The 13,536-nt window shown below is 45.4% G+C and carries 8 protein-coding genes and 2 tRNA genes; 7 read left to right on the top strand and 3 right to left on the bottom strand.

Translation table 11 applies throughout. The features are described 5' to 3' along the window. Positions 1–308: 308 nt before the first annotated feature. The gene (locus RDW05_RS11040) at positions 309–1,982 is read right to left on the bottom strand and encodes an AAA family ATPase (protein WP_307979076.1); all 1,674 of its coding nucleotides are present in this window, start codon (positions 1,980–1,982) and stop codon (positions 309–311) included. A gap of 487 nt (positions 1,983–2,469) precedes the next feature. On the opposite strand from RDW05_RS11040, the gene RDW05_RS11035 reads away from it, so the two are divergent. Further along, positions 2,470–5,412 (top strand): autotransporter outer membrane beta-barrel domain-containing protein, encoded by a 2,943-nt coding sequence (locus RDW05_RS11035; protein ID WP_307979074.1) that lies wholly within the window; start codon positions 2,470–2,472, stop codon positions 5,410–5,412. A gap of 360 nt (positions 5,413–5,772) precedes the next feature. On the opposite strand, the gene RDW05_RS11030 is transcribed toward RDW05_RS11035, so the two are convergent. Together RDW05_RS11030 and RDW05_RS11025 are read right to left on the bottom strand one after the other, a co-directional pair. Next, positions 5,773–5,847 (bottom strand) — tRNA-Glu (locus RDW05_RS11030). Positions 5,848–5,850: 3 nt separating this feature from the next. Then, positions 5,851–5,924, bottom strand: a tRNA-Gln gene (locus RDW05_RS11025). Between the two features lie 231 nt (positions 5,925–6,155). Here RDW05_RS11025 and RDW05_RS11020 point away from each other — a divergent pair. The 6 genes from RDW05_RS11020 to RDW05_RS10995 all read left to right on the top strand — a co-directional run bounded on the left by RDW05_RS11020 (position 6,156) and on the right by RDW05_RS10995 (position 13,431). After that, positions 6,156–7,322, top strand: a complete 1,167-nt coding sequence (locus RDW05_RS11020; RefSeq protein ID WP_307979073.1) for an exonuclease SbcCD subunit D — start codon at positions 6,156–6,158, stop codon at positions 7,320–7,322. Continuing rightward, a complete protein-coding gene (locus RDW05_RS11015) occupies positions 7,319–9,772 on the top strand; it encodes an SMC family ATPase (RefSeq protein ID WP_307979071.1) in 2,454 nt (817 codons plus the stop codon). Before RDW05_RS11020 ends, RDW05_RS11015 begins: the two co-directional genes overlap by 4 nt. A 143-nt stretch (positions 9,773–9,915) precedes the next feature. Next, positions 9,916–10,503: a xanthine phosphoribosyltransferase gene (locus RDW05_RS11010; protein ID WP_021719273.1), complete on the top strand. Its 588-nt coding sequence runs from the start codon at positions 9,916–9,918 to the stop codon at positions 10,501–10,503. Further along, positions 10,503–11,813, top strand: coding sequence for a nucleobase:cation symporter-2 family protein (locus RDW05_RS11005; protein WP_307979070.1), 1,311 nt, complete (start codon positions 10,503–10,505; stop codon positions 11,811–11,813). Before RDW05_RS11010 ends, RDW05_RS11005 begins: the two co-directional genes overlap by 1 nt. 33 nt (positions 11,814–11,846) lie before the next feature. Then, on the top strand, positions 11,847–12,737 hold the full coding sequence (locus tag RDW05_RS11000; RefSeq protein ID WP_293823715.1) for an amidohydrolase family protein: 891 nt from the start codon (positions 11,847–11,849) through the stop codon (positions 12,735–12,737). Between the two features lies 1 nt (position 12,738). Further along, positions 12,739–13,431 carry a hypothetical protein gene (locus RDW05_RS10995; protein ID WP_307979068.1) on the top strand — a complete coding sequence of 231 codons (693 nt, stop codon included), beginning with the start codon at positions 12,739–12,741 and terminating at the stop codon, positions 13,429–13,431. Positions 13,432–13,536: the final 105 nt, after the last annotated feature.

The raw sequence follows: 13,536 nt of genomic DNA, 5'->3' as shown, positions 1-13,536 counted from the left end.
AATTTATAAAATAAACTTGATAGTAGTGAAGAAATGCACTATAATAAAATTGTACATAGCGTGCGGTCATCCCCAATGCGCATGCCTAAATATGTATACCTTGTTCATATGCATTCCGTTCCAATTTGCCTGGATTTTTCCAGGCTGTTTTTTTATTGTGTCATAACAACTAAATCAGCTTGCAGAGTGCGCAAAATGTCACGAATAATGTATATAATTCGTGACATTAAACGTAAAAAGACCGCCAGCGGCGGTCTTTAGGTTCTAAATATCGGATTGTAATAAAGTAATCACTTCTAGCGAAACGTTTATTTTATCTTTACTAAGCACCGCTTTTTGAAAAATGCAATGCCATAGCATAAAATATCATCGTAATCATCTTGGAAATCATCTGCATAGATACGCGTATTGATCTGGTCGATTGCTAAATCGCAAGCGTCTGGCAAGTTATTCAGCGTTTTTGCATATTTAGCTTCAAAAATCGCTATACGGCCATTGCGGATATCCTTAACAATTACATCACTGCGTCCTTCACCATGCTCACGGTTAGATTCAACAACATATCCTGCACCGGTGAAGATGCCTGCCAGGAAAGCATGGTAAAAATCCTCGCGATAATCATGGTAGCTGATGGTCATACGCAGAAGCTTCGTTATTTCCTGAGTAAGTGCTTTACTGTCTCCGCTCCATACAGCCGTAAATAATGCATTGCGGTTAGAAGCTTGCGCACTATCGGCAAACCACTTCATAACAGTAGTTTCATAGATTTCCTTAATCTCTTCATTAGGAATAATCAAAGCTGAATAACCATCCGGTATAGCAGCGGGCAGAGCATCATTGCGAACTTTGGTCAGATATCCTGTCAGATATAAAATGCTCCAAAGATTATCTTCAGAGGAGTGCAGATAATCATAGGTCAGGCTGTCATCAACCTTTTGTACGATGAAGCTGCCGGATAAAAGGGTTTCCAGCTTTTCCGTGATATTACTGCTTGCGCAGTCAATAAAGGAGCGGATAATGGAGTTATCGCTGGTGTTGCGCCAATAGCTTACAGGCTTTGCTTGCGGATTACGCTGCAGGTCATACAAGTAGCTGATAACATCCCAAGGGCAGTAAACGTCGGCTGTGTCGAAATGATAGCCATCATACCAGGTGCGGATAGTATCTGCATAAGCTTCCGCATTAGCATCTGCCAGCAGCTTATCTACTTCCTTTTGCGTAAAACCAAAGGATTCTTTGAGATTTGAGCGTACAATAGAGTCGGAAATAAAATTATTGGTACCGGTAAAAACACTCTCTTTAGCAATTCGCAGACAGCCAGTAATCAAGGCAAAGCAAAGATTGGGGTTATCCTTCAGAGAGGTGCTCAGCAACGGCTTGATAATGTTCATCATTTCAGTGTAATAACCGTGGCTGCTGGCTTTGGCGATGGGGACATCGTATTCATCCAAAAGCAGGATTACCGGCTTGCCATAATAGGCGTTCAATATTTTCATCAGGGTGCTCAGAGCGCGGCTCAGGTCAGGCAGGCTTGCTTCGCCAGCCTTAATTCTTTGAAAAATGTTACGGTCATCGCTATCTATATTCTTGCTGTCAAGCAAAAAAGCATATTCCTTGTATAAATCAGCAAATTGCAGAGAGAGCTGAGCGTAGGCATCATTAAAGGAAATACCGTCAACATCTTTTAATGAAACAAAGATAGTTGGGTATCTATTCATCCATTGATTACAAATATTAGTGTTCTTGGAGACAGATAATCTGGCGAAATGCTTGCTGCTGTCTTTGCGGACATCAAAAAAATCCGCCAGCATACTCATGCCGAGGGTTTTGCCGAAACGTCTGGGGCGAGTAATTAACGTTACTTCAGCAATACCGGACTCAAGTATTTCGGTGATCAGGTTTGTTTTATCTATATAGTAATATCCTTCATCGCGAATCTTGGCGAAATTGGAGATACCAACAGGAAATTTCAATCCGTTCAAAATTATCGCTCCTCTCATACAACAGATTTATTACTTAGATTATATCATAATATCAATGCTTTGGATAAGGCTGTTTGAAAAAAGCAGGGAATTTGGCTTTTCCAAAACAAAAAGCGTCAAAGAATGAAGCGTTATATAGTACTACCATATGTAAAAATATTTAGCGGTTAGTGACAATTGGTAATATATTAGCTGAAACTTGCGCAAATAACACTTTGAGAATAAAATATTAGCTATAAATATGTTTAATGTTATATACGAAATTAGCACGAAAGTAAACGATGCCCATATAAAGTAAGTCATCGCACTCGTCAATTAGTGCCGTAGCCGGGATTTCAGTTGAATTTTCGTCTTTTCCATAAAAACAGTCAAATTTTTTTGCCTAGCCTACCCGGAATCGTGGTTTGGGGTGGGGTGAAAAATTCTTTTAAGTGCTATACTGACGTTAATAAAGAGGTTCCATCTTAATTAAAAGGAGGCTTTTAATATGAAGTTTTTGGCAAAAATGAAAGAAAAACAAATGCAGAGAAAACTTGGCGGTATTTTGTGCGGTTTGCTGTGCACCGGTGTATTGGTAATGCCGAGTGCTTGGGCAGATAATTATTATGGTGATGATGGCAAGACTCATATGTCAACCGGTGCTAATGTTACACTTAATTCTGGTACTTATGATTATGTTTACGGTGGCTATAATGATACAAAGGTGTCTCCACCGGAAGTCTTTAAGAACTATGTTACTATTACCGGTACCGCTGCAACTAGCAGCGTATGTGGAGCATATTCTTTTTATGGTAATGTCAAAGAGAATACTGTAACGATTAGCGGTAATAGTTTGGGAGATGTTGTATGTGGTGGTGGCTCCGGAGCTGCAGAAGCTATAAAAAACCATGTTGTTATTAAAGATAATAGCGAAGTAAACGGTATAGTATATGGTGGTAAAGGTGACACAAGCAGCAAGGAAAATAATGTAGAGATTATTGGCAGTACCATCAAGAAAAATGTATATGGTGGTTATGCAGATAATGATAAAAATGGCAGTGCTGAAAAAAACGAGGTTGCCATTGGCGCGGGAAGCAAAGTAAGTGAAGATATTTATGGAGGCTATGCAACTCATAACACCAACGAGAACAAAGTAAGCATTACTAATGGTGCTGAGGTTGGCCAAAGTGTTTTTGGTGGCTTTTCAGTGAAAGGTGACAGCAAAAAGAATGAAGTAACAATCGAGGGTGCTGGTGTTGTAACCGCATATGTTGCCGGTGGTGTTGCTATAGCAGGAATCAGCGAGGGCAATACTGTCAGGATTATCAAGAGCGGTGCTGCTAATGTATTTGGTGGAAAAGGCGACACAAATAGTAAGGGAAATAGCGTAGAGATCAGCGAAGGTACAATTAAAGATACTGTATATGGTGGTTATGCAGATAATGATAAGAATGGCAGTGCTGAAAAAAACGAGGTTGCCATTGGTGCGGGAAGCGTAGTGGAGGGGAATATTTATGGAGGCTATGCAACTCATAACACCAACGAGAACAAAGTAAGCATTACTAATGGTGCTAAGGTTGGCCAAAGTGTATTTGGTGGCTTTTCAGAGAAAGCTGATAGTAAGAATAATGAGGTGATACTAAATGGTGCTAGCGGCGTAACAGCAAATATTGCCGGTGGTGTTGCTTTAAAAGGCAATAGCGAGGATAATAAAGTAAATATTGCTAAGAGCACTGTTAATATGAATGTCTATGGCGGTTATGGTGCTAAAGATAGCATTGGTAATATTATAAGCATCACAGATGGCAGTAGCGTTAATAAAAATGTTTATGGCGGTTATTCCTTTAAAGGCAATAGCATGGATAATACTGTAACTGTTGATAATAGTACTGTTAATGAAAATGTCTATGGTGGTTATACGGAAAGCGATGGTGCTATATCTGAAAAAATCCAAAATAATAAAGTTATTTTCAAAAATGGTGCGAAAATCAAGGGTGATGTTTACGGTGGCTATGATAAGCTGAGTAAAGCCAATATTAACAACAACACTCTGGAAGTAGTTGGAAAAGGCAACGAAGCAAAAAGCATTCAAAATTTTGATAAGCTCAACTTCTTTATCACCAAAGATCTTGTTGCCAACAATACTATGCTTAAAGTAACAGGTACTGCTCTTATCAATAACGCAGAGATTAAGGCTGGCGTAGAGCTTGGTACTAAATTAAACGAAAATGATAAAATCAACCTGATTACTGCAGGCGCACTAAAGGCTGAAAATATCACAACAGGAACCTTGACTGATGGCTTAATCTCAATTGATCAGGGACTACAGGTTACTGTTGGAACTGATGGCAATAAATTAGTCGGAGTTATCAATGGCACAACACCTCCGGGTGGCGGTGGCACAACACCTCCGGGTGGCGGCGGCACAACACCTCCGGGCGGCGGTGGCACAACACCTCCGGGCGGCGGTGGCACAACACCTCCGGGTGGTGGCGGCACAACTCCTGGTGCCGGCGGCCTTTATGCTGATGCTGACGCAAAATCTCCGGTTGAAACACAGTCCGCTGCGCTCACTATGCTGAACTTGGGCCATGATTTGCTGACAACTGCAGGTTATGAAAATGCTGCACTGGCTGTTGAAGGTGAGGAAGAAGGTTCTGTTAACCCGTTTATCACCATGAGCGCTAACAATCATAAGCTCGATACCGGTTCTCACGTTGACCTTAAAGCATGGAACATGAATCTTGGCTTTGCAAAGAAAATCAACAACAATTCCGGTAAGCTGTTAATTGCGCCTGTGATTGAATACGGTCGCGGCAGCTACGATTCCTACCTCGACAATGGTACGCACGGCGACGGCGACGCACACTTCTGGGGTGCAGGCTTGATGGCTAAGCAGCTCAATGATGATGGCTTCTATTATGAAGGTTCCCTGCGTGCAGGCAGAATGAGCACCGATTATCAATCTGCTGTTGCAGGCGGCATTAAATACGACAGCGATGCAACCTATTACGCAGCACATCTTGGCATGGGCAAGGTTGTTCAGCTGAACGATAAGGATACCCTTGACTACTATGGCAAGCTGTTCTACACTCGTCAACAGGGTGACAAGGTTACTGTAGGCACCGGCGCAACCTATGATTTTGATGCTACAACCTCTCTGCGTACTCGTCTTGGTGCAAGATATACGCATCAGCTGAGCGAGAAGAACGCTTTCTATGTAGGCTTGGCATGGCAGCATGAATTTGACGGTGAATCTAATGCAATTGTAGCAACAACCCTTGGCTCTGCTTCCGCTCCTGCTCCTTCCATGAAGGGCGATACCGGTATTATGGAGCTTGGCTGGAGAGTTAACAACTCCGACAAATTCGAACTGGGTCTTGGCGTTAACGGCTCCGTTGGTAAGCAAAAGGGTGTAGGCTTCAACCTGAGCCTCAACTTCAGCTTCTGAGAAAGACTCTAGAATAATAAAAATATAGCATTAGTCCAGGGAATCTTTAAGCATAAGTAATGGACTAACGCAGATTTACAGAGAAAGCCATGTTTTACTGATTTTCGGTAAGACATGGCTTTTCAAATATGAAAATTAGGATTGGCATAGGGGGATTAAGATACCAAAATTTATATTTTCTGTACAAAAATCTGATAACAGAGCGTCAGCGTTATAGAGCGCTACCTTTCAGTCACAAAACTTTTTAGTAGATTTTCTCCTTTTTACGCACAAAAAAAACCGCATAACAAGATGCGGTTTAGGTTTGGTTTACATTTAAACAATAAAAAACGCTGATGCTTATGCATCAGCGTTAACTTCTGGTAGCGCTAAAGGGAATCGAACCCTTGATTTCGCCTTGAGAGGGCGACGTCTTAGCCGCTTGACCATAGCGCCATTTGGCTCCGGGACTAGGACTCGAACCCAGACCGAATGATCCAGAGTCACTTGTGCTACCATTACACCATCCCGGAGTAGCAGTTCTTTTTGAGCACGCTCATCAGAACAATAACAATTGTAGCAGATAGATAGCAGTTGGTCAAGTACTTTTTTGAAAAAAAGTAGAAATTTTTTCTAGAAAGTTTAGGAGGAACGGCAACGTTTGTTTGAAGTATAGATTGACGCATATGCTTTAGCATGATAAAATCAAGATAATACAACGATTAAATAACAGTGAATAAATATTCGTGACAGGGAGTGATAGCATGAAGCTTTTACATTTGTCGGATCTGCATTTAGGAAAAAAACTCAATGAATTTTCTCTTTATGAGGATCAAAAATATATTCTACAACGGATTGTACAGATGATTTGCGCCAAGCAGCCTGATTGCGTACTGCTTGCCGGAGATATTTATGATAAACCGGTGCCGCCGGCAGAAGCTGTCGTTTTGTTTGATGATTTTCTGAATCAGCTGGCGGAGCTTAAGGTGCCTGTGTGCATCATCAGCGGCAACCATGATTCGGCAGAGCGCCTGGCGTTCGGCGCGCAGCTGATGAGCGGCAGCGGCATTCATTTTGCGGGCAGCTACAACGGTGAGGAGCAGAAGCTTGTGCTGGAGGATGAATTCGGCAGGGTGAATATTTTCCTGCTGCCATTTTTGAAGCCTGCTGTTGTGAAGCACTGGGCACCAGAGGAGGCCGTAGCAGAGATTAGCAGCTACCATGATGCGGTGAAATATGCTGTGTCGCAGCTGCAGTTGGCACAGGACGAGCGCAATGTGCTTGTTGCGCATCAGTTTGTTACCGGCGCTGTTACTGCAGGCAGCGAGGCTGTTAATGTGGGCGGGTTGGATAATATCGGTGCAGAGGTTTTTGCTGCTTTTGATTATGTGGCCTTGGGGCATATCCATAATCCTCAAAACGTCGGCGGTAATGAGCGTATCCGCTATTGCGGTACACCGCTGAAATATTCCTTCAGCGAATGGCAGCAGCAAAAATCCGTGACGCTGGTGGAGCTTGCCGAAAAAGGTAATATGAAGGTTACGCAGCTGCCGCTGACGCCGTTGCGTGAGGTGCGCTATTTAAAGGATACCTTTGAGAATTTAATGACAAGACCGAATTATGCCATGTTTCCGATGGATGAAAATGGCTTCCTGCAGGATTTTTATTATCTGACGCTTACGGATGAAAACGATGTAACTAATGCTATGCAACGCCTGCAGACTGTATATAAGAATTTGCTGCAGCTTGACTACGACAATAAGCGCACGCAGGCGAATGCAGAACTGGAAATAACGGAAGATTTGGTAGAGAAAACACCGTTAGAGCTTATTGATGATTTTTATCGTCTGCAGAACAATCAGAAACTGAGCGAGGAGCAGAAGCAGTATCTTACTAATCTGCTTTCGGAAATGGTAGGTGACGTATTATGAGACCGCTGAAGCTGGTTATGAGTGCGTTTGGTCCGTATGCAGGCCAAACCGTTATAGATTTTTCCCAGCTTGGGGAGCAGGGGCTGTACCTGATTACCGGAGATACCGGTGCCGGTAAAACTGTGATTTTTGACGCTGTTTCCTATGCCCTGTACGGACAGACGAGCGGCGGTGTGCGTGATGCCAACATGCTGCGCAGCCAATATGCAGACGCGGATACACCGACGTTTGTGGAGCTGGAGTTTTCCTTCCGAGGCAAGTGCTACAGGGTAAGACGCAATCCTGAGTATCGCCGTCCGGCGAAGCGTGGCGGCGGTATGACGAAGGAAAAAGCCGGCGCAGAGCTGTACTATCCCGATGGCCGCGTGCCGGTAACGAGAATGTCTGATGTAGACAAGAGCATTGTGGAGCTTTTGGGGCTTAATCACAAGCAGTTTACGCAGATTACGATGATTGCTCAGGGGCAGTTCCGCAAATTTTTGGATACCAACACTGATGAGCGCAGTAAAATCTTCCGTGATTTATTTCATACCTACTTCTTCCAACAGCTGCAGGATAAGCTGAAGCAGGATGCTGCGGCTAAGCGTAACGAATTTGCCGAGCAGCAGCGCCGAAGCGAGCAGGCTTTAAGCGGCATCAGCTGCATTTATCCCGCATATACGGAGCAGCTGCAGAGCTTTGCTTTGCGTCATTACGAGGGCTGTGTTGAAGAAGTACTGGCCTTGGTTGACACAATTATTACTCTTGACGAAAAGGAACAGCAGCAGGTGGCGGCAGCGGCGGCTATTGTGACGAAAAATCTGACTGCGCTGCAGGACAGCCTGAGCGCTATTGATAAAAAGCAGCAGCTTGAAAAATATATGCAGACGACAGAAGTGAGAATAGCAGGCATGCGAAAGCAACTGGAGCAGGAAGCAGCTGCAGCAGTGCAAAGACAGGAGTCTCTGCAAAAGCTTGAGGCAGAGGTCAGCGAAGCGCAAAAGGGCGAGGTGGAGCTGGCACAGATGCAAACAGAAAGGCAGCAGCTGGCTGCACGCCAAAGAGAGCTGCAGCAATTACAGGAAATGCAGCAGCGTTACCAAAGTCAGGAGGTTTCGCTGCTGCAGAAGCGACAAGAGTATAAGCAGGCCTGTGATAATTTCAATCATCTTAATGAGCTGAGCGACGCTTGCTTTGACAGATTTTTGGGCGCGCAGGCGGGACTTTTGGCACACGATAAGCTGAAGCCCGGCAAGCCATGCCCGGTTTGCGGTTCCTGCGAGCATCCGCAGCCTGTGCAGCTGGCGCAGGACGCACCTACCGAAAATGATGTTGAGCAGGCGCGCGCTAAAGCTGAGGCTGCTCAGAAGATAAGGGATGGTCTTATAGGTGAAGGCAAGGCTTTAAAGGAACATCTGGAGCTGGACAAAACCTTGCTGCTAGGCAAGGGCGTGGAGCTGCTTGGCTGTGATGATTTGAAGCTGATTGCCGAAAGAGCGCAGGCAGAGCTGAAGGATGTTAACAATAAGATTACGGCCCTGCGCTTGAAAATGGGCTTTTTGCAGGAAAAGGTGGAGCAATACCGTAAGCTGGCGAACACTTTGGAGCAGCAGAAGGCTGCCGACAAGCAGGCGGAGGCTGCGGCGCAGAGCATGAGGCAGCAGCTGGCAGGTGCCGAAGGGCAGCTGCAGGAGCTGAAAAAGCAGCTTGCCGAGCAGAATGAGCTGCTGACGGATGTGGATGAACAGAAGCTGCAGCAGGAGCATGAAAAGCTGTTGGCGCAGCAGCGTGAGCTGGAGCTGCAGGACAAGCGATTGTATGCCGCCATCAAAAACAATCAGCGGATTAAGCAGGAGGTCAGCGGCTATGAAGCGCGCAGGGCAGCCTGCGAAGCGGAATACAGCTTGATCAACAGCCTTTCCGCAACACTGAACGGAACCTTGACAGGCAAAAAACGCGTTAATCTGGAAACCTATGTGCAGATGCACTACTTCGATAAAATTCTGCAGCGCGCCAATGTAAGGCTGCTGCACATGAGCCGCGGCCAGTACGAGCTGTGCCGTGACAAAATGCAGGATGCGGACAGCAAGACGGGCAACAGCAAAACAGGCCTCGATTTGGAGGTCAAGGATTACTACAGCGGTAATCTGCGTAGCGTCAAAACCTTGAGCGGCGGCGAATCCTTCATGGCATCGCTGGCGTTGGCGCTGGGGCTGGCGGATGAGGTGCAGTCCTGTGCCGGCGGCATTCAGCTGGATACGATGTTTGTCGACGAAGGCTTCGGATCACTGGATGACAGCAGTCTGCAGCAGGCTATTGCTACGCTGCAGGGCCTCAGTGAAGGCCATCGCCTTGTAGGCATTATTTCGCATGTACATGATTTGCAGGAAATGATCGACAAAAAAATTCTCGTCAAGAAAAAACGCGGCCTGCAGGGGACAGGCAGCGAAGTCGCACTGGTGGTAGATTAAGGCAAAAATATCTCTGTAGAAGCAGAAAATCACTTTACCATAGATTGTCAGTGTGATAAAATAATCTTTATACTTAAAAGGCAAATTTATTGCTGACATGTTCGTAGCAGCAGTTAAAAAAACAATTTATGGAGGGCTTGACGATGAAATTATTGGAAGAAAAAATTGTTAATGACGGTGTTATCAAAAGCGGTAATGTCCTGAAGGTTGACAGCTTTTTAAATCATCAGATTGATGTGCCGTTTGTTGCGGAGCTTGGTAAAGAATTAAAGCGCTTGTTTGCAGACAGGAATATTACTAAAATCCTGACTATTGAAGCCTCCGGCATCGGTATTGCCTGCGTTGCGGCAATGTATTTTGGCGTTCCGGTAGTGTTTGCCAAGAAATCCAGCGGCAGCAATATGGATAAGGATGTTTACTTCACTCAAATTTATTCCTATACCCATAGCAAAACAAACGACGTTGTTGTTTCCAAAAGATTCCTGTCCAAAACAGACCATGTGCTGATTATTGATGACTTTCTGGCTAACGGTTGTGCACTGGAAGGACTTATCGATATTGTACGTCAGTCCGGCGCTACTGTTGAAGGCGTTGGCGTTGCTGTAGAAAAAGGCTTCCAGGGCGGCGGCGACAAGCTGCGCAAAGCCGGCTACAACCTGCATTCCTTAGCTATTATTGATAAGATGGATGCCAAAACCAACACAGTAGTGTTCAGACATGAGGAAGCGTAATGAGCGAAAAACAATATAGTGATCCGATATACGACTTAGACGGAAAAATATCTGTAAGCAAAGCGATTCCCTTCGGCCTGCAGCATATTCTGGCGATGTTCGTAGCGAATATCGCTCCGATTCTGATTGTAGCCGGTGTGGTAAAAATGCCGGTAGAACAGAGCGGTGCGCTGGTGCAGTCGGCAATGCTGGTAGCAGGCATCGGTACGCTGATTCAACTTTATCCAATATGGCGCGTGGGCAGCGGGTTGCCTATCGTTATGGGCATTAGTTTTACTTTCGTATCTATCGCCTGCGTTATCGGCGCTAAGTACGGTTACGGCGGCGTTATGGGTGCGGTACTGGTTGGCGGCTTGCTGGAAGGCTTTTTGGGCTTAGGCGCAAAATACTGGCGCCGTCTGATTCCGCCGATTGTTGCTGCTACCGTTGTTACCTCCATCGGGTTCTCTTTGCTGTCGGTAGGTGCTAATTCCTTCGGCGGCGGCTTCGGTAACCCAAACTTCGGTGATGCTCCTTATATTATTGTAGGTACAATTACTTTGGTAAGCTGCATTGCCTACAATATTTTCGCCAAATCCTTCTATAAACAGCTTTCCGTGCTTTTTGGTTTGATTGTCGGCTATGTAGTTGCTTATTTTATGGGCATGGTAAACATGAGCAAGCTCGCTGAGGTTAAGCTGATTGCTATTCCTCAGCTGATGCCTTTTACCATGGAATTCCATCATGATGCAATTTTTGCATTCTTTTTGATATTCCTGGTTTCCGCTACCGAAACCATTGGTGATACCTCCGCCATGACTGCTATCGGTCTGCGCCGTGATGTTAAAGAAAAAGAGATTTCCGGTTCTATTGTCTGCGATGGTCTGGTAAGCAGCTTGTCTTCTGTTTTCGGTTGCCTGCCTATCACCTCCTTCAGCCAGAACGTAGGCCTGATTGCTATGACGAAGGTTGTCAATCGCTTTGCCATCATGACAGGCGCTGTTATTATGATTATGGCAGGCCTGTTCCCGGCGCTTGGCGTACTGCTGGCATCTCTGCCGGAGGCTGTTTTGGGCGGTTGCACCTTGATGATGTTCGGTTCTATCGTAGTCAGCGGCGTGCAGATGATTGCCAACTGCGGCTACAATTCCCGTAATGTGACGATTGCTTCTCTGGCACTCAGCATCGGTATCGGCTTTACTCAGACACCGGCAATTTTTAAGATTTTCCCGGATCTGATTAAGAATGTTTTTGCAGAAAACTGTGTAGCCGTAGTTTTTATCGTGGCTATGGTGTTAAATATCATTCTGCCTAAAGAGGAAGAAGAATAGCGATACGTGTTTTAAAATAAAGAGGGGTTACAAATGAAGATTATTGATGCCCATATGCATTATTACAATGTTGATGGTTTTGTGCAGGTTGCAGCCAATGCAGGCTATGAAAATACAGCGGCCTGCTGGCAGAAGATATGCGAAGAAAACAATATCGTTTTTTCCGTAGCTATGGGCAACACTAATTATACGTCTTCGAAATACGGTGGTGTTACACCGCGTATGATTGACCTTGCAGCGCCCTTTGACGAGGAGCATTACAATCAGCCGCAGAACATGGGTTACTGCATGGGTGTAAACAGCGAGGCTATTACCGAAGCAAATGCGGAAAAAACGGCGCAGGAATTTGAACGCTTCATTAAGGACCCGCATTGTCTGGGCATTAAGCTCTATCCCGGTTATAACGCTGTCTATGTCAACGATAAAAGGCATTGGCCGCTGTTTGAACTGGCGCGTGCCTATAATGTGCCTGTTGCAATTCACACAGGCGATACTGCCTGGCCCAGCGGTCTTTTGAAATATTCGCATCCGCTGACTGTTGATGAAGCAGCAGTGGCATTTCCCGACGTTACCTTTGTTATAGCGCACTGTGGTTGCCCATGGTTCGCCGATGCGGCAGAGGTGGCCTGCAAAAACGCTAACGTATGCATCGACCTTTCCGGTCTGGTGGAGGGCAATCCTAAACCGCTGATGCTGCTCGAAAGACAGCGTGGCTTTTTGCGTCAGCTGCATACCTGGCTGAATTATCTTGGCAATTATGAAAAAATCATGTATGGCAGTGACTGGCCGCTTGTAAATATTCCCCTGTATATCTGGATGATCAGCCATGTTGTTCCCGAATGCTATCACGAGGATGTATTTTATAACAATGCAGTAAGGATTTACAGTAAAATCGGCAAGCTGCTGGAAAAGTGCGGAGGTTGAGATGGGACAGCCTGATATCAAAGAAATAGAGGCAGGGCTTAAGGATTGGGACTTTGTGCGCAATCTGCCTGCTGCTATAGGTGATTATACCCTTGTGCCGGGCTCCGGCATCGACGGACAGATTTTGAATATTGCAGCCTATGTGCACGAAGTATCACACTGTCGTCTTGATTTGACTTATACAAAAGAAACCTTTGATTATGTGCCGGTAAAAACCGTAGGCCTGCATACGTTTCGCGACGTGCGCTTCTTCTGCCGTGACCGCGAGCACTTTGCCGATATGATGCGCAAGAGCCTGCCGGATATTTTGGCCAGCATGGACAAGAAAACCGTGCATGCGCTGCCGTATGAAGCAAAAGCGCTGCACTTTGAGCAGTGGGACTACTGGCGCTCGCTGCCTGCTCAGGTAGGCGATTATGAGTTGTATATTACGCCCGATAATCCCTTGCCTTATATCAACGGTTCCTTTATCTTTTTGGATTATACTGATTTTAAGCATGGCAATCAGATATACTTTTCCTATAATATTTTCCGTGATGAGCTGTTTGCGGAAATGCGCAAGAATCACCTGCCCTTGACCACAGACGCTTTTGACGTTCTGGGCAACGTGCCGGCAGAGGATAAGCTGCAGGCTTTGCAGGTGCATATGGAAGCAAATTTAATGGCTACATTGGAAAATTTAAAAAAAGCATAAAAAGCTGTTGACAAAACGAGGTCAACCCTGTATAATATTATTCGTAGTTGATTGGCCCGGTGGTTCAGTTGGTTAGAATGCCGCCCTGTCACGGCGGAGGTCGTG

Origin of the sequence: uncultured Phascolarctobacterium sp. (genome assembly GCF_902463975.1) — a bacterium.
Lineage (GTDB): Bacteria > Bacillota > Negativicutes > Acidaminococcales > Acidaminococcaceae > Phascolarctobacterium_A.
This window is presented reverse-complemented; position numbering and strand designations above follow the sequence as displayed.